The organism is Rathayibacter sp. PhB186, from assembly GCF_003751825.1.
GTDB classification, from domain to species: Bacteria; Actinomycetota; Actinomycetes; order Actinomycetales; family Microbacteriaceae; genus Rathayibacter; species Rathayibacter festucae.
The window spans coordinates 992,184-1,017,102 of sequence record NZ_RJKO01000001.1 but is presented as its reverse complement, the minus strand read 5'-3'; the positions used below and the strand labels follow the sequence as shown (position 1 = coordinate 1,017,102).

Below are 24,919 nucleotides of genomic sequence, written 5' to 3'. Positions count from 1 at the left end.
CGCCGACCGACCCCTCCGGAAGAGCCGCCTCCGCATGACCGTGCCCACCCTCCTCGCCCGCCTCGCCGAGGGCGAGCCGATCACGCGCGCGAGCGCCGAGGTGCTCCTCGAGGCACGCGGGGACGACCTCGACGCGGTGCTGCTGGCGGCCGGGCGGCTGCGCGACGAGGGGCTCGCCCGCCGCGGCCGGCCGGGAGTGATCACCTACTCCCGCAAGGTCTTCGTGCCGCTGACCAAGCTCTGCCGCGACCGCTGCCACTACTGCGTGTTCGTCGAGACGCCGGGCGGCCTGGCGCTGAAGCGCGAGTCGACCTTCATGGAGCCGGAGGAGATCCTCGAGGTCGCCCGCGCGGGCGCCGCGCTCGGCTGCAAGGAGGCGCTGTTCACCCTCGGCGACCGCCCGGAGGACCGCTGGCCCGTCGCCCGCGCGTGGCTCGCCGAGCACGGCTACGCCTCGACGCTCGAGTACGTGCGCGCGATGGCGGTGCTGGTGATGACCGAGACCGGCATGGTGACGCACCTCAACCCCGGCGTGATGTCCTGGGCCGAACTGCAGCGCCTGCGCCCGGTCGCGCCCTCGATGGGAATGATGCTCGAGACGACCGCCGAACGGCTGTGGTCCGAGAAGGGCGGCGTGCACTACGGCTCGCCCGACAAGGACCCCGCTCTGCGGCTGCGGGTGCTCGACGACGCCGGGCGCAGCCGGATCCCGTTCACCACGGGCGTGCTTCTGGGCATCGGCGAGAACACGGCGGAGCGGGCGGACGCGCTGTTCGCGATCCGCGACTCGCACGCGCTCTGGGGCCACGTGCAGGAGTGCATCGTGCAGAACTTCCGCGCCAAGCCGCGGACCGCGATGCAGAACGAGGTCGACCTCGAGCTGCAGGAGTACGTCGCGAACGTCGCCGTCGCGCGCCTCGTCCTCGGCGCGGACATGACGATCCAGGTGCCGCCGAACCTCACCGACGAGCAGGAGCTCGGGCTGCTCCTCCGCGCCGGGATCGACGACTGGGGCGGGGTCAGCCCGCTGACCGCGGACCACGTGAATCCGGAGCGGCCCTGGCCGAACATCGACGACCTCGCGCGGCTGACCGCCGACTCCGGCTACCGGCTGCACGAGCGCCTCACCGCGCACCCGCGGTACCTGAGCGACGCGGAGACCTGGATCGACCCGCGGGTCGCGCCGTACGTGCTCGCGCTCGCCGACCGGGAGTCGTGGCTGGCCGACGAGGCCGCGCCGATCGTCCCCCGCCCGTACGAGGAGGAGCCGCCGCCCGCACCGCGTCCGGCCGCGCCGACCCTCGCCGCCGTGCTCGAGCGCGCGAGCGCCGACCCGGCCGGTCTCGACGACGCCGACTATCTGGCCCTGCTCGCCGCCGACGGCGACGACCTCGACGCACTGGCCGCCCTCGCCGACGACGTCCGCCGCGCCGCCGTGGGCGACACCGTCACCGTGGTGGCCAACCGCAACATCGACACCGCGCTCTGGGGCGCCGGCGGGCTCACCGTCGAGACCCTGGAGCAGCTCGCCGACGAGGCCGTCGCGCTCGGCGCCACCGAGCTGTGCCTCCAGGGTCCGCTCGCGACGCCGGGCGAGGACCACCTGCTGATCGTGCGCACCCTGCACGCACGGCACCCCTCGCTGCACCTGCACGCGTTCCGGCCGGGCGAGATCCTCGACGCCGCGACGAGCACCGGGCGCACCCCCGCCGAGATGCTGGCCGCGCTGCGCGAGGCGGGCGTCGACTCCGTGCCGGGGACCGCGGCGCGGATCCTCGACGACCGGGTGCGTGCGATCCTGAGCGAGGGCGCGGACCCGAGCGTCGCCGAGTGGCGGGAGTCGGTGATGACCGCGCACCGCGGCGGCCTGAAGTCGACCGCGACCATGGTCTACGGGCACGTCGAGACGCCGCAGCAGCAGATCGACCACCTCCGCGCGCTGGCCGCGATCCAGGACGAGATGGGCGGTTTCACCGAGTTCATCGCGATGCCGTTCGTGCCGGCCGAGGCGCCGGCCGCGGTCGTCGCGCAGACCCGTGGCGGGCCGACCCGGCGCGAGACGCGCGCGGTGCATGCGGTGGCACGGCTGCTCCTGCACGGGCGGATCGAGCACGTGCAGACGGCCTGGACGAAGCTCGGGCTCCAGCTGTCGCAGGAGCTGCTGCGCGGCGGCGCGGACGACCTCGGCGGGCTGCTGCTCGACGGCGCGATGAGCCCGGAGGCGGGCGCCGAGGCGCACCGCTCCCTCGACATCGCGACCGTGGCGCGTCTCACCGGCGAGATCGGCCGGCCCTGGCGTCAGCGCACCACCGACTACGGACAGGTCGCCCCCGAGCGCGCGATGACGGTGCCGGCGCCCGGCAGAGCCCGGACACGACGACTGCGGCTGCCGGTGCGCGAGGCCGGCCGCGTCTCGTGACGCGGTCGTCGGCGTACCTCGAGCGGCAGGCGGCGCTGATCCGGGAGTCGTCGCTGACGGTCGGTGACGACACGGTCCGCCTCTACTCGGGTGGTGAACCGGCGACGGACGTCGTCCTGCTCGTGACCGGGCCGGGGCGCGGTGCCCGGGCCGACGGGGCGCTGCTGCTGCCGATGCTCGCGCGCCGGCACCGGGTGGCGGCGCTCGAGCTCGCCGACCTGCGGGATCCGCTGCGCGACGCGCCTCGCGCCGTCACCGCCGCGCTCGACCGGCTCGGCGCCGAGCGGGCGGCGGTCGTCGGCGTCTCCCTCGGCGCCTGGGCCGCGATCACCGCCGCCGAGGCGGACCCGCGCGTGGTCGCCCTGGTGCTGGCCGCCGGCTGGCTGCGGCCCACCGAGCGCCTCCTCGCGGTCGCCCGGCTGTGGGAGTCGCTGGCCGGCCTCCCCGACGCCCGCGCGGACCTGGCGCGCGTGATCGGCGTCCGCGCGCTCGCCGACCTCGGACCCGGGCGCGAGACTCCCCTGGCCGCCGACGCCGCGACCGCCGCGCTCCTCGCCGCGGCCGCCCGCGCCGACGCGACCGAGGCCGCGGCCCGCCTGCGCGTCCCCGCGCTCGTCGTCGGCTGCACCGCCGACGCCGTCGTCGGCGTCGAGGGGGCGGAGGCACTGCTCGGGGCGATCGACGACGCCCGCTACGCCGTGATCGACGCGGGCCACTGCGTGCTGGCCGAGCGGCCGGCCGAGCTGCTCGCGCTCGTCGAGCGCTTCGTCGCCGACCCGCACCGCGAACCGGCCGGGTCGACACTCCCCCGGACGATCGTCTGATGGCGACCTCGGTCGACGTCGTCGTGGTCGGCGCGGGCTTCGCGGGCATCGGAGCGGCGGCGCGCCTCGCCCGCCGCGGCGGCGTCTCCTTCGCGGTGCTCGAGCGGGCCGAGCGCGTCGGCGGCACCTGGCGCGACAACCGCTATCCGAACGTCTCCTGCGACATCCCCTCGCACCTCTACTCGTACTCGTTCGCGCCCGAGCCGGACTGGTCGGCGTTCTACGCGCCGGGTGCCGAGATCCAGGCCTACCTCGAGCGGGTCGTCGAGCGCGAGCGGCTCGCGCCGCAGCTGCACCTCGGGACCGACGTGCTCGAGATGACCTTCGACGAGGACATCGAGCGCTGGCGGGTGCGCACCTCGCAGGGCGACTTCGACGCGGCCGTCCTCGTGGTCTGCGCCGGGCGGCTGTCGGAGCCGCGCCTGCCCGACGTCCCGGGGCTGGACGGCTTCGCGGGGCCGGTCTTCCACTCCGCCCGCTGGCGCGACGACGTCGATCTGGACGGGGCGCGGATCGGGATCGTCGGCTCCGGCGCCTCTGCCGTGCAGATCGTGCCGCACCTCGCGGAGCGCGCGGCCGAGGTCGTGCTGTTCCAGCGGTCGGCGCCGTACGTCGTGCCGCGTCGGAACCGCGCCTACCCTCCGGAGGAGCGCCGCACGCTCGCTCGCGTGCCGGGCGCCGTCGAGCGGCTGCGCTCCGAGCTGTTCTGGCGCGCGGAGCTCGGCTTCGCCGGCCGTGTCGGCGTGCCCGAGGCCATCGACCATCTGCGGGCGGAGGCGCTCGGCCACCTCGCCGCGCAGGTCGTCGACCCGGAGCTGCGCGCGGTGCTCACGCCGGACTACGAGATCGGCTGCAAGCGGGTGCTGCTCTCGGACGACTACTACCCCGCGCTCGCGCAGCCGCACGTGCGCGTCGTTCCGAGCCCGCTGCGCCGGATCGAAGGCTCGGCGGCGATCGGGGGCGACGGTGTCGGCCACGAGGTCGACGCGCTGGTCTTCGCGACCGGCTTCCACGCGACCCGCCCGCCGTTCGCCCGCCGGATCCGCGGCCGCGGCGGCGAGCTGCTGGCCGACCGCTGGGGCGACGGGATGTCGGCGTACGAGTCGACCGCCGTGCACGGCTTCCCGAACCTCTTCGTGATCAACGGCCCGAACGCGAGCCTCGGCCACAACTCCGCGGTGCACATGATCGAGTCGCAGATCGACTACGTCCTCGCCGCGCTCGAGCACCGCGAGACCGCCGGCGTCGAGCTGCTGGAGGTGACCCCGGAGGCCGAGGCCGCCGCGCTCGCACGCCTCGACGCGCTCAGCGCCGACACCGTCTGGACGAACGGCGGCTGCGAGAGCTGGTACGTCGACTCCGCCTCCCGCCGCCTCACCCTGCTCTGGCCCGACTTCGCCTTCGCCTTCCGCGAGGAGCTCGGCCGCTTCGACCCGTCGGCCTACGCGCGCTGACCACGCTGACACGCGGTAGATGCGGTGCGGGCATCATGCTGATCGAGCAGCCCGCGCATCGAGATCCACCAGCGCCGAAAGCCGAGCCTGCAGACCCGCCCGGCTGACAACGGCGGGTCTCGAGACGCCCCTCCGGGGCTACTCGACCAGCATGCACGCGTGAGCCACTGGACTCGGGCCCTTCGCAGGACCGCACGCGGCATCATGCTGATCGAGTAGCCCGCGAAGCGGGCGTATCGAGATCCACCAGCTCCAGACGCCGAGCCTGCAGACCCGCCCGGCTGACAACGGCGGGTCTCGATACGCCCCTCCGGGGCTACTCGACCAGCATGCACGCGTGAGCCACTAGACTCGGGCCCTTCGCAGGATCGCACGCGGCATCATGCTGATCGAGCAGCCCGCGCAGCGGGCGTATCGAGATCCACCAGCGCCAGAAGCCGAGCCTGCAGACCCGCCCTGCTGACAACGGCGGGTCTCGATACGCCCCTCCGGGGCTACTCGACCAACATGCACGCGTGAGCCACTCGACTCGGGCCCTTCGCAGGACCGCCCGCGGAATCATGCTGATCGAGTAGCCCGCGAAGCGGGCGTATCGAGATCCACCAGCGCCAGAAGCCGAGCCTGCAGACCCGCCCTGCTGACAACAGCGGGTCTCGAGACGCCCCTGCGGGGCTACTCGACCACGATGCAGCGGCGGCTAACGGGACACGCGGCGCCGCGACCGACGACGCGCGATCATGGAGCCACCCGATCCCCGCTCGACAGGACCCCCGCCATGCCGTCCGACGCCGCTCCGCCGCCCCCGCCCGCGCTCGACCACGAGGTCGCGGCCGCCCTGCTGCGCGAGCGCTACGGGCTGCACGGCGCGCTGCGCGAGCTGGGCAGCAATCAGGACCGCAACGTCCTCGTGGACGCCGGCGACGAGCGGCTGCTGCTCAAGATCGCGAATCCCGCGACGCCGAGAGGGCGGATCGAGGCGCAGACGGCGGCCGTCGCGCGCCTCGCCGAGCACCTCGAGGGCGTCCGGCTCCCGCGCGTGCGCCCCGACCGCGAGGGCCGCACCCTCCACGAGATCGACCTCGGCGGCACGACCGCCGTCGCCCGGGTCCTCGACTTCGTCCCCGGCCGCACGCTCTCCGGCTCCGGCTACCTCTCCCCCGCCGTCGTCCGGGCGATGGGCGACCTCGCCGCCCGGGTCGACGTCGCGCTCACCGAGCAGCCGCTCGACGGCCTCGAGGAGACCGACCAGTGGGACCTGCGGCGGTCGGGCGAGGTCGTCGACGCGCTGATCGGCCGGGTGCCGCGTCGCTCGGCGCGGGCGATCCGGGCGGCCGTCGACGCGGCGCTGGCGGTCCTCGATCCGCTCGCCGCCGCGCTCCCGGTGCAGCTCGTGCACGGCGACCTCACCGACGACAACGTCGTGGTCGACGCGGGCGTCCTCCCCGACGGCGTCATCGACTTCGGCGACCTCGGCGCGGGCTGGGCGGTCGGCGAGCTCGCGATCACGCTGTCCTCGCTCCTGCACCACGCGGACGCCGACGCCGCCACCGTGCTCCGCGCCGCCACCGCGTACGACGCCGTGCGCCCGCTCGCCGACGCCGAGGTCGAGGCGCTCTGGCCGCTCGTGGTGCTCCGCGCGGCGGTGCTCGTCGTCAGCGCCCACGACGTCCTGGCCGGCGACCCCGCCAACGACTACGCCCGCGAGAACCTCGAGCACGAGCGGCTGATCCTCGACCGGGCGACCGCCGCGCCGCTGCCGGTGCTGCAGGCGCTGGTCCGGCGGGCTCTCGGCCGGCCGAGCGCACCGGTCGCGCTCGCCCCCGCGGTCCCCGTGCTCGGCGGCCTCGACGCCGTCGTCGTCGACCTCTCGACCGAGAGCCCCGCGCTCGACGCCGGCCGCTGGCTGGACGACGACGCCGAGCCCGCCCTCGCCCGCGCCGCGCTCGCCGGCGGCGCCGGGGCCGCGGTGCTGCGCTACGGCGAGCGCCGTCTGACCCGCGGCCGCCCGCACACCGCGCAGGAGCCGGAGACGACCGCACTGGTCACCGAGGTCCACCTCGCCGCGGAGACACCCCTGGTCGCGCCGTTCGACGCGGAGGTGGGCGGCGGCGTCCCCGGCGCAGTCACCCTCGTCGCCGACGGGGTCCGTCTGCGGCTCGACGGGGTCGACGACGCTCCCGCGCCCGGCACCCGGGTGGGAGCGGGCGATCCGGTCGGAACGGCCCGCGGCCTCCTGCGCGCCCAGGCCGCACCGCGCGCGCTCGACGCGGTCGACCTCCCGCCCTTCGCGAACGCGCGCTGGGCCGACGCCTGGCTCGACGTGCTCCTCGACCCGACCCCGCTGCTCCTGGGACGCACCCTGCCGGCCCCGCAGCCGGACCCCGAGGTGCTCGAGCGGCGGCTCGCGCACCTGGCCGAGGCGCAGGAGCACTACTTCGAATCGCCGCCCACGATGCTGCGCGGCTGGCGCGAGCACCTCGTCGACGACTCCGGCCGCGTGCACCTCGACGTGCTCAACAACGTCACCTCGATCGGCCACGCCCACCCGCTGCTCGTCGAGCGGGTCGCGCGGCAGTGGCGGCTGCTCAACACCAACTCGCGCTTCTCCTACCCCGCGATCGGCGAGTTCTGCGAGCGGCTGGCGGCCCTGCTGCCGGACGGGCTCGACACCGTGCTGCTCGTCAACAGCGGCACGGAGGCGGCCGATCTCGCGCTGCGGATCGCCCGCGCGTGGTCGGGCCGCGACGACGTGCTGGCGGTGCGGGAGGCGTACCACGGCTGGTCGGGCCTGTCCGATGCGGTCTCCACCTCCGTCGCCGACAACCCCGACGCGCTCGCGACCCGGCCGCACTGGGTGCACACTCTCGACGCGCCCAACAGCTACCGCGGCACGCACCGCGGGGCCGAGGCGCACCGCTACGCCCCGGAGGCGGTCGCCCGGATCGAGGAGCTGGCCGCGGCCGGCACTCCCCCGGGCGGCTTCATCGCCGAGACCTTCTACGGCAACGCCGGCGGCATCCCGCTGCCCGACGGCTACCTCGCCGCGGTCTACCCGGCCGTCCGCGCCCACGGCGGGCTCTGCATCGCCGACGAGGTGCAGGTCGGCTACGGCCGGCTCGGCGAGTGGTTCTGGGGCTTCGAGCAGCAGGGCGTGGTGCCCGACGTCGTCGCCGTCGCGAAGGCGATGGGCAACGGCCACCCGCTGGGCGCGGTCGTGACGACCCGCGAGATCGCCGACCGCTACCGCTCGCAGGGCTCGTTCTTCTCCTCGGCGGGCGGCAGCCCGGTCAGCTCCGTCGTGGGGACGACGGTGCTGGACGTGCTCGCGGACGAGCGGCTGCAGGAGAACGCGCGGACCACCGGCGCGCACCTCCGCCGCCGGCTCGAGGAGCTCGCCGAGCGCCACCCGCTGATCGGCGCCGTGCACGGCAGCGGGCTGTACCTCGGCCTCGAGCTGGTCCGCGACCGGGAGACTCTCGAGCCGGCGACCGCGGAGACGCGCGCGATCTGCGAGCGCCTCCGCGAGCGCGGTGTGATCGTGCAGCCCACCTCCGACCGGCAGTGCGTGCTGAAGATCAAGCCGCCGCTCTGCTTCACCGTCGAGAGCGCCGACTTCTTCGCCGACCAGCTCGACGAGGTGCTGACGACGGGCTGGTGAGCGGGCGTCGCCTCACGCCCGCGCCCCGCCCGCCAGCACCCGCCGCACGATCACCCGCTCGCAGAGCGTCCACGTCGTCGTGACCGTCAGGTAGAGCGTCGCCGCGAGCGGCACGAACGCCGCGAACACCACCGTCAGGAACGGCATCCAGCTGAGCACCCCCGTCAGCTGCGCGACGGCCGCGGGCGTCCCCTCCGGCACCGGGGTGAGCGCCGCCTGCCGCAGCGCGACGCGGCGCGCGAGCCACGAGACGAGCGCGATCACCCCGAGGAGCACCGCGAAGACACCGAGCTGCGCGGGCTCGCCGCCGCCGAGCGCCGTCACGAACGAGCGCCCGAGCGGTACGTCCAGCAGCCGAGCGTCGAGCAGCGCGTTGCCGTGCCCCGCGATGTCCGGGTGCACGAACAGCCCGTACAGGAGCGAGACGACGGGCGCCTGCAGCAGCACCGGGAGACAGCCCGCGAGCGGTGAGGCCTTCTCGTCGGCGTAGAGCTTCATGGTGGCCCGCTGCAGCGCCTCCGGATTCTTCGCGTGCTTGCGCTGCAGCTCGCGCAGCAGCGGGGCGAGCCGGCGGCGGGTGATCTCGGCCCGGCCCTGCGAGATCCCGACCGGGATCAGCAGCACGCGGACGAGGAGGGTCACCAGCACGATCGCGGCGGCGGCCGAGGCGCCGCCCGCGAGGGGCTCGAGGGCGGAGGCGAGGCCGGTGACGAGGTGGGAGGCGGCGTCGAGCGCCGCCGCGATGGGCGGGAAGTCGTAGAAGTTCAAGAGAGTCCTGTCGTCGGGAGGTGAGCGCGATCGCGAACGGTCGCGCCTCCCGAGGCAGAGCTCCGGGCTACGCGACCAGTCCCGGCAGGCCCGGTGCCCGCGAGCGCACGCGACCCGCGGTGCGCGGGTGCTGCGGCGAGGGCTGCGCGGCGAGGCCGAGCCGGTGCTCCCGGGCGCGGCGGCCGATCGACAGCACGGGCCGGCGAGCGCCGACGGCCAGGTAGCGCGCCCCGAGGACCAGGGCGGCGACCGCGGTCGTGGTGACGACCAGCACGACGGCGGCGTCGGGACTCGAGACGAGCGCGAGCAGCAGGAACGTCCCGCTCAGCAGAGCGAGGAGCTGCTCGAGGTGCGCGCGCACGGGAGTCCTTCCGACTCGACCAGGCTAGCGGCAGGTGCGCCGCGGCGGGTGGGGTGCCAGGCTGTCGAACGGCGGAGGGAGCCGACGATGGCAGCTCGAGGAGACAGCACGAACGGGCGGGTGCTGCGGTTCCTCGCCGCCGCCGGCCGGATCCTGCTCGCCGGCGTCACCGCCGGGATCGCGACGCTCAGCCCGGGCGGCGAGACGCACCGTCCGGACCTGCCGCCCCCGCGCCGCGACGAGTACCGGCCCTGACGCCGGCGCCCGCGACGAGCACCGGCCGCGAGCGGGCAGGGTAGGCCCCCCGCTCCGCCGCGGCCAGCCGTCGCCGGGCCGCGCCCGAGCCGACGATAATCGGGGGATGCGTGAAGACGACGATGTCGATCTGGTGATCGACGCGTGGGCCGACGCCCTGCCCGATCTCGACTTCGCCCCGCTCGACGTCCTCTCCCGCCTGCGCCGGCTCAGCCCGCGGGTGCAGGAGGTCCGGCGCCTCTCCTTCGCGGCCGGCGAGCTCGCCCCGTGGGAGTTCGAGCTGCTCTCGCTGCTGCGCCAGAACCCGGCCGGCACGATGACCCCGTCCGTTCTCTCCACCCGCCTGGGCATCTCCAGCGGCAACCTCGCCAGCCGCGTCGACCGGCTCGGTGCGCGCGGGCTCGTCGTCCGCGAGCAGAACGCCGCCGACTCGCGCAGCAAGATCGTCTCGCTCACTCCGCGCGGCACCAAGCGCGTCGACGACGCGATGCGGCACCTCGTCGCGGCCGAGGGCGAGGTCCTCGCCGACCTCGACTCCCGGCAGATCGGCGTCCTGATCGAATGCCTGCGGACCATCAGCGCGACCCTCGACCGCCTGGACTGACCGCCCGCTCCCCGTGCGCCGGTCGCGCTGCACCGGCGATACTCGACGGGATGCGGATTCTGGTGGTCGACGACGAGGCGGTCTTCGCCGACGGCGTCCGCCGCGGTCTCGAGGCCGAGGGCTTCTCGGTCGACGTCGCGCACGACGGCGTGGACGGACTGTGGCGCGCCCGCGAGACGGTCTACGACGCGATCGTCCTCGACCTGATGATGCCCGGGCTCAGCGGCTCCGCCCTCTGCCGCACCCTCCGCGACGAGGGCGACTGGACCCCGGTCCTGATGCTGACCGCGAAGGACGGCGACCGCGACCAGATCGAGGGCCTCGACGCCGGCGCCGACGACTACGTGGTGAAGCCGCTGGAGTACACCGTGCTCGTCGCGCGGCTGCGGGCACTGGTGCGGCGCGGGCGGCCGGAGCGGCCGGTGGTCCACCGCGTCGGCGATCTGCTGATCGACCCGGCGCTGCGCGAGGTGCACCGGGGAGACGTCGCGATCCGGCTGACCTCGCGCGAGTTCGCCGTGGTCGACTTCCTCGCCCGCCACCGCGACCGGGTGGTCGCCAAGCGCGAGATCCTCGAGGGCGTCTGGGACGACGCGTTCGACGGCGACTTGAACATCGTCGAGGTCTACGTGGCGCGGCTGCGCGCCAAGCTCGACCGCCCGTTCGGCACGCAGTCGATCACCACGCTCCGCGGCGCCGGCTACCGGCTCGTCGAGGGCTGAGGACCGATGGCTCCCCGCCCGCCCTGGAGCATCCGCGTGCGGCTGACCGCCCTGGTCTCCGCCGTGATCCTCGCCGTGCTGGTCGCCGGCTCCGTCGCCTTCACCGCTCTGCTGGAGCAGTCCCTCGTCGACGCCGAGGCGTTCACCGCGAACCAGCAGGCCCGCCAGATCGCGACCGACACCGAGAGCGCCGGACGGCTGCCGCCGTTCAACACCGACGAGGTCGTGATCCAGCTGCAGCGGGAGGGATCGGTCGTCGCCGTCGCGGACGACGACTTCGTCTACGCCGTGCCGCTGCCGGTCTCCGACGCGCCGCAGATCACCTCGATCGACGGCACCCGATTCGTCGTCGGCTCCGAGAGCCTCCAGCTCGGCGGCGACCCGGGCGAGACGGTCGTCGTCGCGCGGACACTCGCCGGGGCCGACGACGCCGCGGGCTCGGCCGTCCGGCTGCTCGCGGTCGCCGTCCCGCTCGTCACGGCGGTGGTCGGAGCGCTGGTCTGGTTCGTCGTCGGCCGCTCGCTCCGGCCGGTCGAGCGGATCCGCGCCGACGTCGAGGCGATCGAGGCCGCCGATCTCCAGCGCCGCGTCCAAGAGCCGCCCGGCCGCGACGAGCTCGCCCGCCTGGCCCGCACGATGAACGGCCTGCTCGACCGCCTCGAGCGCTCGCAGGCCGCCCAGCGCCGCTTCGTCTCCAACGCCTCGCACGAGCTGCGCTCCCCGGTCGCGGCCGTCCGGCAGCACGCCCAGGTCGCCCTGCGGCATCCGGAGGCGGTCCCGCTCGCCGACCTCGCCCGCGTCGTCGAGGACGAGGGCGAGCGGATGCAGCACCTCGTCGCGAGCCTCCTGCTGCTGGCCCGAGTGGACGAGCGCGACGAGGGAGCCGAGCAGGACGTCGACCTCGACGACCTCGTGCTCGCCGAGGCCGCGCGGCTGCGCGCGCTGGGCGTCGACGTGCGCACCGAGGACGTCGGACCGGCCCAGGTGCACGGGCACGAGCCGCTGCTGCACAGCGCCGTGCGCAACGCCGCCGAGAACGCCCGGCGGCACGCGGTGAGCGTCGTCGCCTTCACCGTGCGCGAGGAGGACGGCACCGCGGTCCTGCGCGTCGACGACGACGGCCCGGGCGTGCCGGCCGAGGACCGCGAGCGGGTCTTCCTCCGCTTCGAGCGCCGCGACGACGCCCGCGCCCGCGACACCGGCGGCTCGGGCCTCGGCCTCGCGATCGTCGCCGAGGCGGCGCGGGCGGGCGGCGGCACGGCGCGCCTGCTCGACTCCCCGCTCGGCGGCGCGCGGCTCGAGATGCGCCTGCCGGCTCCCGGCTGACCGCAGGACACCGAGGCTGTTCAGGCTGGCGAAAGGTCCCGCCGGTCACGCTGGCGCAGTGGAAATGCCGACCTACCTCCTCGTCCTCTGGCGCTGCAAGCTCCTCGTCGTCGCGAGCGCCGTCCTCGCGGTGATCGTCGCGACCGCCGTGCACTTCACCGTCACCGACGAGGGGCTCACTCTCCGCGGCGACCGCGAGCACAGCGCCGCCGTGACCGTGCTGCTCGGCGGCGGCCCGAAGAACCCCTACGCCGCGCAGATCCCCGGGGTCGAGCGTGTCCCCGGCGTCGAGGACGACCAGTTCAGCGACCTCAGCAACACCGCCGTGATCTACGCCTACCTCGCCAGCGGCGAGGAGGTGCGCGCCACCGTCACCGAGCAGGCCGGTCCGCTCGAGGAGGGCGACGGCGTCGGCGCCGTCCGCCGCACCACCCAGCCGCGCGGCGACGAGTCGAACGGCGGCCGCTTCACCCTTCCCTTCCTCTCGGTGATCGGAACCTCGTTCGATCCCGCTCGCGCCGTCGAGCTCTCCCGCACCGCTACCACTGCCCTCCTCGACCGGATCGCGCGGGAGCAGGACGCCCAGGGCGTCCCGGAGTCGATCCGCGTCACCCTCACCGTCACCGACGAGGGCGACGCCGTCCCGGGCGCGCTCGGCACGGTCGCGATCCCGATCGCCGGGACCGGACTCGCCGTCTTCCTCCTGGCGCTCCTGGGGATCGTGCTCGGTCACCGGTTCCGCGTGCAGCGCGGTCTCACCGCCCCGATCCCCCGTCGCGACGAGCCGGACGAGGACTCCTCCCTCGACGCCGAGCTCGAGTCCGCCCTCGCCGCCGAGAGGCAGGACACGGTGTCCCGTCGGTGACTACCTCTGCGCACCTGGGAGGTCAACCCCGTTCGGGAAGGACACCCGCGGACCTAGCGTGAGGACGCACGGTCGAGGCGGAAGCCTTCCGAGCACGATGCACGCGAAAGAGCACCAATGACCCAGATCCCCATTCTTCAGCCCGCACGATGGAGTCGCAACGGAGTCCGGATCGTCGTCGTTCCCGGGGCGGAGCTGCCCCGCTTCCGACTCGAGATCGAACCCGGACGAGCCGTCCTGACCGGGGCCTTCACCGGCCCCTTCGCCACCGTCGAGGAGGCCGAGCGCGCCGCCGAGGCCATCACCTCGGCCGCCGACCGCAAGCTGTCCGCCTGACGCCTCAGCCGACGAGCTCGTCCAGCCCGCAGGTCGGCAGGGCGATCCAGCCCTCGGCCTGCGCGGCCTCCCGGAGCTCGTCCGGCACCGGCACCGTCCGCCCGAGGGCGTGCGCCCGGGCGTTCAGCGCCGCGATCACCGCGTCGAAGGCATCGTCGGAGCGCGCCATCAGCGCCGCCGCGTCCGCCGGCAGCACCAGCCACGGCGCCGCCCGGCGCAGCGCCTCGACGGCGAGCGCCACCGCCTCGGGCCGCGTCTTGTAGCCGGTGGTGTCGACTCCCCAGAGCCGGAGCGCCGCCGCGGGATACGCCTCGACGAGCCTGCCTCCCCCGGAGCGGTCGACGTCCTCCCCTGTCGCCGCGAAGGCATCGAGCAGCTCCGCGCAGCGCATCGCCGTCATGCCGAGCCGATCGGTCGACACGCTCAGCGGCCAGCGGCCCGTCACCTCGCGCGCGGCGCGGTCGGTCTCCCGGTAGGCGAGCCGTCGCCGCCAGTCCCGCCCGGCGAGCGTCCGCGGCGAGACCTCCCGGCGGGTGTGCGCCGAGACGAACGCGGCGAACTCCAGCGGCCAGCCGAAGGCGCAGTCGATCCCGATCGTCGTCGCCTCCCGGGACGCGGCGACGACGTCGTCGTCGGAGGCGCCGAGCACCAGCGAGCGGACGACCGCCCGGCCGCCGCCCCACTCCAGCGCGGCCACCGCCGTCCGCACGGGCTCCGCGGCGAGGTCGACTCCGATCGTGAGCATCGGATCAGGCTACCCGCCGGGCGCGCCCCGGCCCCGCGCTCGCTACGCTCGTGCGATGACGCCGCCCTCCCCCGCCCTCGGGACGCGCGCGACCAGGATCCCGGTCGCCGTCCTGCGCCTCGTCGTCGCCCTGACGGTCCTCGCGGCCGTCGTCGGCACCGCCCTCGACACCGCCTCGCGGACGCCGATCGTGCCGGTCAACTTCTTCGGCTACTTCACGATCCAGGGCAACATCCTCCTGGCCGTCGTGCTCCTGATCACCGCGGCGGTCGCGCTCGGCGACCGACCGCAGGGACCGCTGCTGACGCTCGTCCGAGGAGCGGCGACGAGCTGGATCCTCGTCGTCGGCATCGTCTACAACACCCTGCTGATCGGCACGGCGGGGGGCGTGACGCTGCCCTGGGCCAACACGGTGCTGCACGTGGTCTTCCCGATCTACGGACTGCTCGACTGGCTGCTCGTCGCCGACCGGCCGGCCCTGCCCTGGCGCCGCCTCTGGGTCGTCACCGTCTATCCGATCGTCTGGCTGGTGGTCGTCCTCGTCCGCGGCGCGACCGACGGCTGGGTCCCGTACCCGTTCCTCGACCCCGCGAACGGCTACGGCGCGGTCGCGATCGCGGTGCTGATCGTCGCGGTCGCGTTCGTCCTCTCCGGTGCCCTCGTCTGGGCGCTCAGCCGGGTGCGGCTGATCGGCGATCGGCCCGTCTGACAGGGCGGGGCTCGGCGGGCCCCGTTCTGGGGCCACAGGCGCAGGACCGCCGGTGACCCCGCAGGCCTAACGTCAGGATCGGCGGCCCCCACCGCCGTCCCCCGACCGAGAGCGGTTCCCCTCATGCGACTCCCCACCTCCCTCCGCCCGCGCCGCATCGGGAGCCGCCGCGTGCGCGCGCTCGCCGTCGGCGCGGTGCTCGCCCTGGCCGCGGCGGTGGTGCCCGCGGGCGCCGCCTCCGCCGCGACCCCGACCTTGTCCGTGCTCAGCCTCGGCGACTCGATCACCCAGGCCTACGGCACCTGCGGCCAGTTCGCGGACTGCCCGCGCAACAACTGGTCCACCGGCACGAACGCGACCGTCAACTCCTTCGCGAGCCGCCTGCGCACCGCGAACCCGGGCACCACGGTGACCACGGCGAACTTCGCGCAGACCGGCGACCTGATCGCCGGCGTCCCCGCGCGGATCGACGCCGCCGTCGCCGCCGGCGTCCGCCCCGACGTCGTCACCCTGCTGATCGGCGGCAACGACCTCTGCTCCGCGAAGAACCCGGTCGCGGCCGACGGCTACACGATGACCACGGCCGCCGCCTTCAGCACCGGAGCGAGCGCCGCGATCACGAAGATCCGCAGCACCTGGCCCGCCGCGAAGATCGTCCTCTCCTCGATGCCGAACGTGGCCGCCGAGTGGGCCGTCGTCAAGGGCGGCCTCGGCTCGGTGATCTGGTCCTCCGGCAACCTCTGCCGCACCACCCGCGGCGTCAGCGCGACCGGCGGTCGCCTCAGCAGCACCGCCGCCTCGGCCTCCGCCGCCGCCGCGAAGACCCGGACGACGCAGTACAACACCGCCCTGCAGCAGGCGTGCACCGCCGCCGGCACCCTCTGCGACTACGACGGCGGCGCGCTCACCGCGACTCCGGTCACCAAGGCGCTGATCGGCACCACCGACTACTTCCACCCCAGCATCGCGGGCCAGGCGAAGATCGCCTCGGTGCAGTGGTCGGCGTCGAACTTCGGAGCCGCGGGCTAGCGCCCGGAGCGGCCGCTCGACGCCTCAGGCGTCCTGCGGCCGCTCGCCCTCGCGGAGCCGGCGCTGCTCCTCGGCGAGCCGCGCGTAGTGCGCCTCCTCGCGCTCGAGGTCGGCGAGCTGCTCCTCGGTGCTCTTCGTCGGCGGCCGCACCACCATGGTCGGCGGCGGCGGCGTCTTGGAGCGACGGGGCCGGCGGGTGCGCCCGCCCGGCACGAAGGACGCGCCGTCGCCCTTCTTCCAGTCGTGCCCGAGCAGGAACCAGATCGTCACGCCGATCAGCGGGATGAAGACGATCAGCAGGATCCACACGATCTTGGGCAGATTGCGGACCACGTTGTCCGGCTGACGCACGACATCCACGAGCGCCAGCACCATCAGCACGACGGTCAGCAGCGAGAACAGAAACCCCATGCGTCCGAGGGTACGTCGCCGATGCTCTGAGCATCCTCGCAGTCGCCGTTCCGCCGCGCCCGGCGCCGCAGCGGTGCGCTCGAGGCATGCGGCGACCGCGTACTGCGCGCCAGCGGCCTCCGAGCAGGGCGCGGTCGCGGCTAGCGTCTCCTCCCGAGCCGAGGGTCGGCACCCGCCGCCCGGAGGATCCCCGATCACGGCTGCGGACCTCGGTCCCGCCGCGTCGAGGGGATCCGGGCGCGCCCGGAGGAGTGCGAGTGACGAGCGACGCCCTCCCGACGACGGCGGCCGCGGCGCCCCGGCTCCCCCGGCCCCTCGTAGGCGCACTGCTCAGCAACGCGGTCTTCGGCGGCATCACCGCGGTCGGCGTGCCCGTCGCCCTGAACGCCGCCGGACTCGCCAAGGTGCAGATCGCGGTCTTCTTCGTCGTGAACGCCGCGATCGCGATCGGCTACAACACCCTCCTCGTCCCCCGGATCCGCCGGGCCGGCTACCCGCGGTCCGCCCTACTCGCGACCTCGCTCGCGGTCCCGGCCGGAATCCTGCTCGTGCGCGCCAGCGGCGGCCACGTCCTCGTGCTCTACCTGGGCGGCGCGCTGATGTTGTTCGTCAGCACCCTCGTGCCCCAGCTCTTCGGCCGCGTCGCCGCGCAGGGTCGCGGTGACACTCAGGAGTCGTCGATCGCCCGGATGCGCGCGGTACTGATCTCCGGGTACATCCTCGGGCTGATCCTCTACGCCCTGCTCGCGCAGGCGGGTCTCGATCCCCTGCTCGCCGCGGTCGCCGCGGCCGTGCTGACGACCGTCTGCGCGACCGGCTGCCCGTCGACCCCCACGGTGGAGCCGGACGCCCGGGTCGCCTCCGCCGCGGCTCGCCCGCGCCTCGTCCTCGTCTTCGTCGCGGCCCTCGCGCTGGTCGCACTGCTGAAGTCGGTCGACACGCTCCGCGCGATCTATCTGCCGCTCTTCGCCGTCTCCTCCGGCGTCCCCGCCGCGCACGTCCCGCCGGTGCTCCTGGCCTCCGCGGTCCTGGAGCTCGCCGCGCTGCCCGCGCTGACCCGGCTCAGCTCGGCCCGCGGCAGCGTGCTCACGCTCGCCGTCGTCGCGCTGGCGGGGGGTCTGGCGTTCTCGATCCTCTCGAGCACGCAGTCCTACCCCGCGCTGCTCGTCTCGCAGGCGGTCTACGCGGTCGCGGCCGCCGGCTACCAGAGCATCGGCCTGCTCCTGCTCGAGCGGACCAGCGGCGGCGGACCCGGCGCCGGGGCGAGCGCCTACATGGCGGTGGTGCAGATCGGCACCGTCCTCGGCGCCCTGCTGCCCCTCGCGGTCACCGGCTACGACCCGCGGATCTTCCTCCTCGCGGTCGGCCTGGCGGCGGCGGCGCTGCTGCTCGCCCTCACCCTGCGGCTCGCCGGCCACCGGTTCTGAGCCCCCTCCTCCCTCGCCACCCGCCGCCACCACCTCCGCCCGGTCACCGTCGGTCCGATCTGCAGGCGATCGGAGCGCTCCGGAGCCCTCCACGCGGCGGACGCGCTCCCGCCCCGGGATCACCTGCAGACGGCGCGGCCGGCACCTCTCAGCCGCCGCGTGACACCATCGACGGATGAGCGCGCCGACCCCCGCCCCCGCGAGACGCCGCTTCCTCACCCCGCGCCGCGTCGCTCTGCTGGCCGCACTCAGCGCCCTCGTCGTCGGCCTCGCCCTCCTCGGCCTCGTCGCCCTGCAGTACTCGACCCTCGCCGCGCAGGGCTTCGACGACGTCTGCCTCAACGGCGTCGGCCGCGTCCCCGCCGAGGAGGGCTCGCTCGTCGCCGGCTCCTGGTCCTGGTGGCCGCTCGGCGGCACCTGCCGCTGGGAGCTGCTCGACGGCACCGTCGTCGACTCCGCGCCGGACTGGTCGACCACCGCCGTCGCGATCACCGGCGCCGCGCTCGCACTGCTGGGAGTGGTGGGCACGGCGCTCGCACTCCTCGTGTGGCGCCGCACCCGCTGACTCAGCGGTCGAAGAGGTTCCCGAGCCCGCCGAGATCGGGCATCTCGAAGTTCGAGCCGAAGTCCGAGACCTGCTCGCCGAGACCCGACACGTGCTCGCCGGCACCGGAGACGAACTCGCCCGCGCCGCCGGTGATGTCGCCGAACTCGCCCAGATCGCCGAACTCGCCGAGCCCGCCGGCCAGGTTCTCGAAGTCCACGCCCATGCCCGCCGCCTGGGCGAGCAGCGGGCCGGCGACGCTGCTGAGCACCGCGCCGCCCGCGACCGCCGCGAGCAGTCCGCCCGCGGCTCCCAGGCCGACGCCGGCGACCGCGCCGACTCCGGCACCGGCCAGCGCGCCCTTCGTCCCCGGCTTGGAGAACATCTTCTTCAGGAACCCGGGGTTGTGCGCCTCGCCGCGCGTCGCCGCCCGGGCCAGGTCGTCCGGGGCGGAGGAGCGCGGCTGCTCGTTCGCGGGCAGCTCGTCGCGCAGGCGCCCCTCGACCTGGGCGCGCTGCGCGGGGGTCAGCTTGGCGAACGCGTCGCGGTGCACCTGCTCCAGCTGCTCGGGGTCGGCGGTGCGGAGGAGGTAGTCGTAGCGCGCGATCGCCGCGCGGTCCTCCGGCGCGACGGCCGCGGGGCGGGCGTCCTGCGGCCGGGCCGAGGTGTGCGGCGAGCCGTAGGCGGGGGCGGGTGTGCGGGGCGCCGAGGGGTTCGATGCGGCCGTGCTCGAGGACGCGGCGCGGGAGTCGCCCGTCACCGCGTTCGCGGCCGAGCGGACCATGTCGCGCCAGTCCGTCCCGCCGCCGGTGGAGGACGAGGGGCGCGAGGAGGAGCTCGACGAGCTCTTCGAGTCGAGCGCCTTCGACGCCATGCTGAGGATGCGCTTGAGAGTGCTCACAGGGGACCTTCCGTCGGGTAACAGGTTCGATAGTGGCGGGCCCTCCTGAGCGAAGCCCGGTGGAACGCCCTCCGGTAGCCGAGAGCGCCCGCTCCGACCCGGGATCGCCCGCGCGGTCCGCTGTCAGCGGACTCGGGTCCTTCGGGGAGGCGCCGCCGGAGGATCGCGGGCAGACTCCTGCCATGGAACTGCTCTTCGTGCACGGCGCCCTGGTCCGCGACGGCGACTGGTGGTGGCACCGCACCGCCGAACTCCTCCTCGAGCGCACCGGTGTCGCGAGCCGCGCCGTCGCCCTGCCCTCCTGCGGCGAGTCGGCGGCGGACCGCGCCGGCGCCGGCCTGGTCGAGGACGCCGCCGCCCTGCGCACGGCACTCGACGACATCGAGGACGACGAAGCGATCGTCGTCGGCCACTCCTACGGCGGCACCGTCATCGCCGAGGCCGGCGCGCACGCCGCCGTCGCCCACCTCCTGTACGTCTCCTCCTACCTCCCCGACATCGGCTCGGCGCAGGGCGACATCATGGCCGGAGAGACGGACCCCGTCTCGATCGCCCCCGGCGACGACGGCACGCTCGGCGTCACCGGCTACGACGCCGCCTCGTTCGGCCGCCGCTTCCTCCAGGACGCCGACGAGAGCACCCAGCGCGCCGCCTGGGAACGGGTCACCACCCAGTCGATCGCCGCCTTCACCACCCCGACCACCGTGGCCGGCTGGCAGGGCGTCGACTCCTCCTACCTGGTCTGCACCGAGGACCGCAGCACCTCGGTCGGCCTCCAGCGCCTCCACGCCGAGCGCGCCACCCGCTCGATCGACCTGCCCACCGGCCACCACCCCTTCCTCTCCCGGCCCGACCTCGTCGTCGCCGAGCTCGAGGCGATCCTGCGGTCCTAGCCGACCGGATCCGGACGCCCTGGCCGGAAGGACCTCGCCGACCCGCGCTGCTCGCCGATCGGACGGTCGTCACCCGTTCGTCACGCGGCCGCCCTCGACCCTCAGCACCTCGTCGCTGAGCATCTCGATGTCGCTGTCGCGATGACTGGTGAACACGATGGTCGTGCCATTCGCCTTCTCGGCGACGAGGATCTCCCGCAGGCGCTCGACCGATTCCGCGTCGAGGGCGTTGAACGGCTCGTCGAGCAGGAGGACCGCGGGGTGCTCGAGCAGCGCCTGCGCGAGCGAGAGCTTCTGCAGCATGCCCAGCGAGAAGTTCCGCGCCTTCAGCGGCGACGACGGCGAGAGACCGACCTGCTCGAGGACCTCGTCGATGCGGTCCTCGCCCACCTGCTTGCGGATGGCGGCGAGGTCGGCGAGGTTCTGGCGAGCGCTCCTGCCGGCCAGGTAGCCCGGGCCGTTGATCGAGACGCCGAATCGATCGGGGTAGTCCCGACCCCGGGAGAGGTAGGCCGGATCGATCGCCACGGTGCCGCTCGAAGGTCGCAGCAGACCGCACATCAGGAGCAGCAGCACCGATTTGCCGGCGCCGTTCGGTCCGACGAGGCCGTAGGTCCGCCCGTCCTCGATCCGGAGGGACACGTCCCGGAGGATCTCCTTCCGGCCGAAGCTCTTGCCGACCTCGGCGAGGGTGATCACCTCCACCGGACCACGACCTTTCTTCGTGCAGTGCGGGCGAGGAAGCCGACGCTTCCCAGCGGCAACAGGGCGAGCAGGGACGCCATGAGGACGGCGATCCGCGGGAGGACCCGATCATCGCCGTGACCGTCGTCGGCGAGACCGCCGAGGAGGAACGGGTTGTCCGGGGCGCACGAGCGGGACAGGACGACGGCGAAGGCGACGAGGCAGACGGCGACGAACCTCGACTGGACGCCCGCGATCGAGCAGCGCAGCACGACCCCGACACCGGAGTACAGGGCCGCGCACACGCCTCCCGCGGCGACGGCACCCGCCCCCGCGATCCACTCCGGCGAGGGCGGGACGACTCGCTGCGCCGCGCCGAGGACGCCGATGAGCACGAGTAGAGCCGCGACCATCCACGCCGCGAACGAGCCGACCGAGCTCCGGACGACCTCGCGCCGCAGCCGGGCCGCCCGACTCCCGACTCTGATGAGCTCGTGATGCTCGCGCTGAGGAGTGGGCGATCCCCGGCCGATCATGCCGACCAGGAGGAACGGGAGGAAGACGAGCAGGTACTGCATCGACTCCGCGATCGATCCGAGCGGACTCGGCACCAGGAGACCGGCGACCTCGAGCAGGTCCCGGCCGGCGGACGCCTGAAGGAAGGAGAAGAGGACGAGCAGCGCCGAGACGGCCAGGAGAGCGGACACGGCGACCCGGTCAGCGCGGCTCGAGGCCCGCGCGGCGAGCCGCACCACCAGTCCGACGCCGAGGAGGACGATCATCGGCCTCAATGCCGTCCCGACAGGGGAGGTCCTCTCCAGTCCGACCGCCACATCGAAGAAAGCGGCCGCGCTGAGGGGCGCACTCGGCGGAACGACAGCGAGCACCGAGAGGACGACCCAGAGGAAGAGCCCGCCGACCGACGCCCAGGCAGCGGCAGCCCTGCCGGAGAGCAGGCGGACGGACACCACGACAGCGGCCGTCGCGCAGAGCGACGCTCCGAGGAGGCCGACCTGCGCGATCAAGGCCGCGACCGGAGCGAAGCCGTGCGCTCGGAAGACGGCGGCGACGCTCTCCGGAGGCGCGAACGACGTCGGCTGCAGACCCGCACCGCAGACGAGGCAGACGGCGAGGGCAGCCGCCGCCGCCTTCGCGTACAGCGTCGCCAGGCCCGTGAGGGTCCCGCCCCAGGCTCGGAGGAGCGACCCGTGGCGGAGCAGCGCTCCGGGCGAGGCAGTCCGGGTCGCCCGCAGCGCCGACAGCACCAGCCACAGCGGAACGACGACGAAGCCGAGGTAGTACGGATTGCCGGCCAGGTCCATGAGGAGGTCCCAGACGCCCAGCGATCGACCGGTTGCTGTCTCCTCGAAGACGCGCGAGTGCAGGGCATAGGCGCCGGTGAGCGCCAGGAAGACCAGCGCGGTGAGTCTCTGCCCCGTCACAGGAGGTGCCTGCTCTCGCTCGGGCGCCGCACGATGAACAGCCAGAGCGCGGCCGCGACTGCAGCCGTGACGAGCGTCGGAGACGCTGCGACCAGCCACGGAGACTGCTGAAGACCCGCGGGGAAGACGGAGTACAGCGGCGTCAACGCCGGCTCGTGGAGAACGGAGAGCACGACGGTCATCGCAAAATACGCCGCGAACGGCAGAAGCAGGGCGACGGCTCTGTTCGGGACGAGGACCAGACTCGCCGACGTGAGCACCGAGTAGACCGCCGCCGCGAAAGCGAACCAGAGCGACATCAGCAGCCCGAAGACCAGAACGCTCCCACCGCTGAGATCGGCGAAAGTGAACCGTTGCTCGAACGGCACAAGAGGGTGGTAGCCAGAGGGATCGATCGCCGGATCCCCGATCAGTGGCCAGACGACCGCTGCGATGAGGGTGGCGATTCCTCCGAGCAGGAAGAACACCGTCGCCGAAGCGAGTGCAGCGGCAACGATCTTCGCCGACAGCAGCGCCGAGAAAGGCTGCCGGTACCGCTCGTTCACGAACGATCTTCGCGCGACATCGTCTGCAAGAGAACGCGAGCCTACTAGCGCGACGAGCAACGGGAACACATAGACCAAGGGCGAATTGAGAAGAGAGACCAGGACGTCGCCCTCGTCTCGGAAAAGCGCGTTGGCGGTCTCGGTGACTCCTTGCAGAGTCGGCAGGAGAACTATCCCCGCTGCGGCGCAGAGAGTCCACGGAGATCGCCCTCGGACAAGCTCCCGTCTGATCGCCGTCGTCAGATCTCGACGGGAGCGATCGACGAAGACCATATGTATCCCCACCCTCTTTCAGCTGCCGCGATCGGGCTCGAATCGCGTGCTCGGAGACGAGCACGAGCGTGACGAAGCATCAATTGCTTCGCCACGTCCCCTGCACCTGCACCTTCACGACGTTGCCGCCGCCGCCCACCCGCATCTGCAGCCTCACCTTCGAACCGGCGGCGAATCCGTTCGGCAGGTCGGCAGTACTCCTGTCGTTCAGCCCGAATCTCTTCGTTCCGCAGACCAGCAGTACGCTCTGGCACATCTCGACGTCCACTACGTAATCGCTCCCCACGGAACCGACCCTGACGTGTCCGTCTCGGTTCGAGATCTCCTTGTGCTGGTCGTCCGTCCAGCCGGGGATCTGGAAGGTCGGCAGAGTCTCGTTGAACGTACTGTCCTGCGTCCCGGCGTACGCAGTGCCGGTCGCTCCGACCATCAGTGCGGCCACGAGAGCGCCGGTCGCAAGTGCTTTCGTCGAATTCTTCATGTCAGTCACTCCATCTATGAGCGCGTCCATCTCCATTGCGGACGCCATACGGGTATGCAACTGCAATGCGCGCTCTTGGACAAGTGATTCGACCGCTCTGGCGCGAAACAGTGCGCGGGACGAAGGCTCTCTTCACCGAAAGCGGACCGGGACGACTCTCACCGTGCTTGCGAAAGACGCAGGCCCGGCGCACCGGGATCCACCCCTCCGAGCGAGCCGCCCGTACACTCGCGAGCATGCCCTCCGCGCTCTCTCTCGAGCACCCGATCGGAGCCGTCTGAATGCCGGACATCGAGCTCGTCAGCGCCGACGGCTCCGTCCGCGCCTCGATCAACCCCGTCGCCGCGAGCATCCGGACCCTCGAGGTCCGCGGCCGCGCCCTCGTCGAGCCCTACGCGGGCGACCAGCCGCCCGGCGCCGCGGGCGCGGTGCTCGTCCCCTGGCCGAACCGAGTCCGCGACGGCCGCTGGCTCCTCGACGGCGCCGTCCAGCAGCTCGCGATCACCGACCCGGCGACGCACTCGGCCAACCACGGCCTCCTCGCCACGACCCGCTACCGCGTCGGCGAGCGCACCTCCGACAGCGTCGTCCTGCACGCCCGCCTCGACTCCCCGCCCGGCTACCCCTTCACCCTCGCCACCAGCGTCCGCTACCGGCTGCGCCCCGCCGGGATCGACGCCCGCCACGTCCTCGTCAACGAGTCGAGCAGGAGCGCCCCGGTCGCGCTCGGCGTCCACCCCTATCTCCGCGCCGGCGAGGCGCCGGAGCCGACGATCCGCCTCCCCGCCCGCGAGCGCCTCGTCCTCGACGAGCGCCACCTGCCCACCGGCGAGCGCCGCCCGGTCGCGGGCACGCCCTTCGATCTCCGCGCCGGCGTCCCGGAGCGCGACGCACCCTGGCACGCGAGCTTCACCGCTCTCGATCGCGACCCCGACGGCACGGTCCGCGCCGAGCTCAGCGCCCCGGGCCACGGCCGCACCGCGCTCTGGGCCGACGCGTCCTTCACCGGCCTGCAGCTCTACATCGACCGCGACCGGCGCCCGCCCGCGATCGCGATCGAGCCGATGACCGCCCCGCCCGACGCCCTGAACTCGGGCGAGGGTCTCCGCTGGCTGGAGCCGGGCGAGCGCGCCGAGTTCCGATGGGGAATCGATGCGGACTGAGCAGGTTCGTTCAGGCCGCCGCATGGAATACCTGGTGGAGCAGTCAGAAAGAGGATCGATCGCCCGCGAATCGTCCAGGT

The 24,919-nt window shown here is 73.8% G+C and carries 25 protein-coding genes; 16 read left to right on the top strand and 9 right to left on the bottom strand.

Translation table 11 applies throughout. The annotated features are described in order from the left end of the window. The first annotated feature begins 34 nt into the window (after positions 1-34). The 4 genes from cofG to EDF45_RS04810 all read left to right on the top strand — a co-directional run bounded on the left by cofG (position 35) and on the right by EDF45_RS04810 (position 8,355). The gene (gene cofG / locus EDF45_RS04825) at positions 35-2,419 is read left to right on the top strand and encodes a 7,8-didemethyl-8-hydroxy-5-deazariboflavin synthase CofG (RefSeq protein WP_123735144.1); all 2,385 of its coding nucleotides are present in this window, start codon (positions 35-37) and stop codon (positions 2,417-2,419) included. Then, positions 2,416-3,243: an alpha/beta fold hydrolase gene (locus EDF45_RS04820; protein WP_123735143.1), complete on the top strand. Its 828-nt coding sequence runs from the start codon at positions 2,416-2,418 to the stop codon at positions 3,241-3,243. Before cofG ends, EDF45_RS04820 begins: the two co-directional genes overlap by 4 nt. Then, entirely contained in the window at positions 3,243-4,697 is a 1,455-nt protein-coding gene (locus tag EDF45_RS04815; RefSeq protein WP_123735142.1) for an NAD(P)/FAD-dependent oxidoreductase, read from the top strand. Before EDF45_RS04820 ends, EDF45_RS04815 begins: the two co-directional genes overlap by 1 nt. 775 nt (positions 4,698-5,472) lie before the next feature. Next, complete coding sequence (locus EDF45_RS04810; protein ID WP_123735141.1) at positions 5,473-8,355, top strand: aminotransferase; 2,883 nt, start codon at positions 5,473-5,475, stop codon at positions 8,353-8,355. A 12-nt stretch (positions 8,356-8,367) separates the two neighbouring features. On the opposite strand, the gene EDF45_RS04805 is transcribed toward EDF45_RS04810, so the two are convergent. Both EDF45_RS04805 and EDF45_RS04800 read right to left on the bottom strand, forming a co-directional pair. Next, a complete protein-coding gene (locus EDF45_RS04805; protein ID WP_123735140.1) occupies positions 8,368-9,123 on the bottom strand; it encodes a membrane protein insertase YidC in 756 nt (251 codons plus the stop codon). Between the two features lie 67 nt (positions 9,124-9,190). After that, entirely contained in the window at positions 9,191-9,484 is a 294-nt protein-coding gene (locus tag EDF45_RS04800; protein ID WP_123733838.1) for a hypothetical protein, read from the bottom strand. Between the two features lie 87 nt (positions 9,485-9,571). On the opposite strand from EDF45_RS04800, the gene EDF45_RS21170 reads away from it, so the two are divergent. The 6 genes from EDF45_RS21170 to EDF45_RS04775 all read left to right on the top strand — a co-directional run bounded on the left by EDF45_RS21170 (position 9,572) and on the right by EDF45_RS04775 (position 13,592). Further along, positions 9,572-9,739, top strand: coding sequence for a hypothetical protein (locus EDF45_RS21170; protein ID WP_165909025.1), 168 nt, complete (start codon positions 9,572-9,574; stop codon positions 9,737-9,739). A gap of 106 nt (positions 9,740-9,845) precedes the next feature. Beyond that, a complete protein-coding gene (locus EDF45_RS04795) occupies positions 9,846-10,343 on the top strand; it encodes a MarR family winged helix-turn-helix transcriptional regulator (RefSeq protein ID WP_123445211.1) in 498 nt (165 codons plus the stop codon). A gap of 50 nt (positions 10,344-10,393) precedes the next feature. After that, positions 10,394-11,065 carry a response regulator transcription factor gene (locus tag EDF45_RS04790; RefSeq protein WP_123735139.1) on the top strand — a complete coding sequence of 224 codons (672 nt, stop codon included), beginning with the start codon at positions 10,394-10,396 and terminating at the stop codon, positions 11,063-11,065. Positions 11,066-11,071: 6 nt separating this feature from the next. After that, positions 11,072-12,391, top strand: coding sequence for a HAMP domain-containing sensor histidine kinase (locus EDF45_RS04785; protein ID WP_123735138.1), 1,320 nt, complete (start codon positions 11,072-11,074; stop codon positions 12,389-12,391). Between the two features lie 58 nt (positions 12,392-12,449). Continuing rightward, positions 12,450-13,256 (top strand): hypothetical protein, encoded by an 807-nt coding sequence (locus EDF45_RS04780; RefSeq protein ID WP_148060219.1) that lies wholly within the window; start codon positions 12,450-12,452, stop codon positions 13,254-13,256. Positions 13,257-13,373: 117 nt separating this feature from the next. Then, positions 13,374-13,592 (top strand): hypothetical protein, encoded by a 219-nt coding sequence (locus tag EDF45_RS04775; protein WP_123445207.1) that lies wholly within the window; start codon positions 13,374-13,376, stop codon positions 13,590-13,592. A 4-nt stretch (positions 13,593-13,596) separates the two neighbouring features. On the opposite strand, the gene EDF45_RS04770 is transcribed toward EDF45_RS04775, so the two are convergent. Next, positions 13,597-14,337 (bottom strand): DUF429 domain-containing protein, encoded by a 741-nt coding sequence (locus EDF45_RS04770; RefSeq protein WP_123735136.1) that lies wholly within the window; start codon positions 14,335-14,337, stop codon positions 13,597-13,599. A gap of 55 nt (positions 14,338-14,392) precedes the next feature. On the opposite strand from EDF45_RS04770, the gene EDF45_RS04765 reads away from it, so the two are divergent. Continuing rightward, a complete protein-coding gene (locus EDF45_RS04765) occupies positions 14,393-15,046 on the top strand; it encodes a Pr6Pr family membrane protein (protein ID WP_123735135.1) in 654 nt (217 codons plus the stop codon). A gap of 123 nt (positions 15,047-15,169) precedes the next feature. Next, positions 15,170-16,075, top strand: coding sequence for a GDSL-type esterase/lipase family protein (locus EDF45_RS04760; RefSeq protein ID WP_123735134.1), 906 nt, complete (start codon positions 15,170-15,172; stop codon positions 16,073-16,075). 24 nt (positions 16,076-16,099) lie between these two features. On the opposite strand, the gene EDF45_RS04755 is transcribed toward EDF45_RS04760, so the two are convergent. Further along, a complete protein-coding gene (locus EDF45_RS04755; RefSeq protein ID WP_123735133.1) occupies positions 16,100-16,486 on the bottom strand; it encodes a PLD nuclease N-terminal domain-containing protein in 387 nt (128 codons plus the stop codon). Between the two features lie 257 nt (positions 16,487-16,743). Here EDF45_RS04755 and EDF45_RS04750 point away from each other — a divergent pair, with 257 nt between their 5' ends. Both EDF45_RS04750 and EDF45_RS04745 read left to right on the top strand, forming a co-directional pair. Next, positions 16,744-17,913, top strand: coding sequence for a hypothetical protein (locus EDF45_RS04750; RefSeq protein ID WP_123735132.1), 1,170 nt, complete (start codon positions 16,744-16,746; stop codon positions 17,911-17,913). Positions 17,914-18,088: 175 nt separating this feature from the next. Further along, positions 18,089-18,478 (top strand): hypothetical protein, encoded by a 390-nt coding sequence (locus EDF45_RS04745; RefSeq protein WP_123735131.1) that lies wholly within the window; start codon positions 18,089-18,091, stop codon positions 18,476-18,478. 1 nt (position 18,479) lies between these two features. Here the strand turns inward: EDF45_RS04745 and EDF45_RS04740 are convergent, their stop codons facing one another. After that, entirely contained in the window at positions 18,480-19,358 is an 879-nt protein-coding gene (locus EDF45_RS04740) for a cation-transporting ATPase (RefSeq protein WP_123735130.1), read from the bottom strand. A 182-nt stretch (positions 19,359-19,540) separates the two neighbouring features. Between EDF45_RS04740 and EDF45_RS04735 the strand changes: the two genes are divergently transcribed. Next, on the top strand, positions 19,541-20,251 hold the full coding sequence (locus EDF45_RS04735; protein ID WP_123735129.1) for an alpha/beta hydrolase: 711 nt from the start codon (positions 19,541-19,543) through the stop codon (positions 20,249-20,251). Positions 20,252-20,320: 69 nt separating this feature from the next. Here the strand turns inward: EDF45_RS04735 and EDF45_RS04730 are convergent, their stop codons facing one another. The 4 genes from EDF45_RS04730 to EDF45_RS04715 form a co-directional block, all read right to left on the bottom strand. After that, complete coding sequence (locus EDF45_RS04730) at positions 20,321-20,956, bottom strand: ATP-binding cassette domain-containing protein (RefSeq protein ID WP_123735128.1); 636 nt, start codon at positions 20,954-20,956, stop codon at positions 20,321-20,323. After that, positions 20,947-22,377: a hypothetical protein gene (locus EDF45_RS04725; RefSeq protein ID WP_123735127.1), complete on the bottom strand. Its 1,431-nt coding sequence runs from the start codon at positions 22,375-22,377 to the stop codon at positions 20,947-20,949. Before EDF45_RS04725 ends, EDF45_RS04730 begins: the two co-directional genes overlap by 10 nt. Next, entirely contained in the window at positions 22,374-23,195 is an 822-nt protein-coding gene (locus EDF45_RS04720; protein WP_148060218.1) for a hypothetical protein, read from the bottom strand. Before EDF45_RS04720 ends, EDF45_RS04725 begins: the two co-directional genes overlap by 4 nt. A gap of 79 nt (positions 23,196-23,274) precedes the next feature. Beyond that, positions 23,275-23,724, bottom strand: a complete 450-nt coding sequence (locus tag EDF45_RS04715; RefSeq protein WP_123735125.1) for a hypothetical protein — start codon at positions 23,722-23,724, stop codon at positions 23,275-23,277. A gap of 233 nt (positions 23,725-23,957) precedes the next feature. Here EDF45_RS04715 and EDF45_RS04710 point away from each other — a divergent pair, with 233 nt between their 5' ends. Beyond that, positions 23,958-24,839, top strand: coding sequence for an aldose 1-epimerase family protein (locus EDF45_RS04710; RefSeq protein WP_123735124.1), 882 nt, complete (start codon positions 23,958-23,960; stop codon positions 24,837-24,839). Positions 24,840-24,919 lie beyond the last annotated feature (80 nt).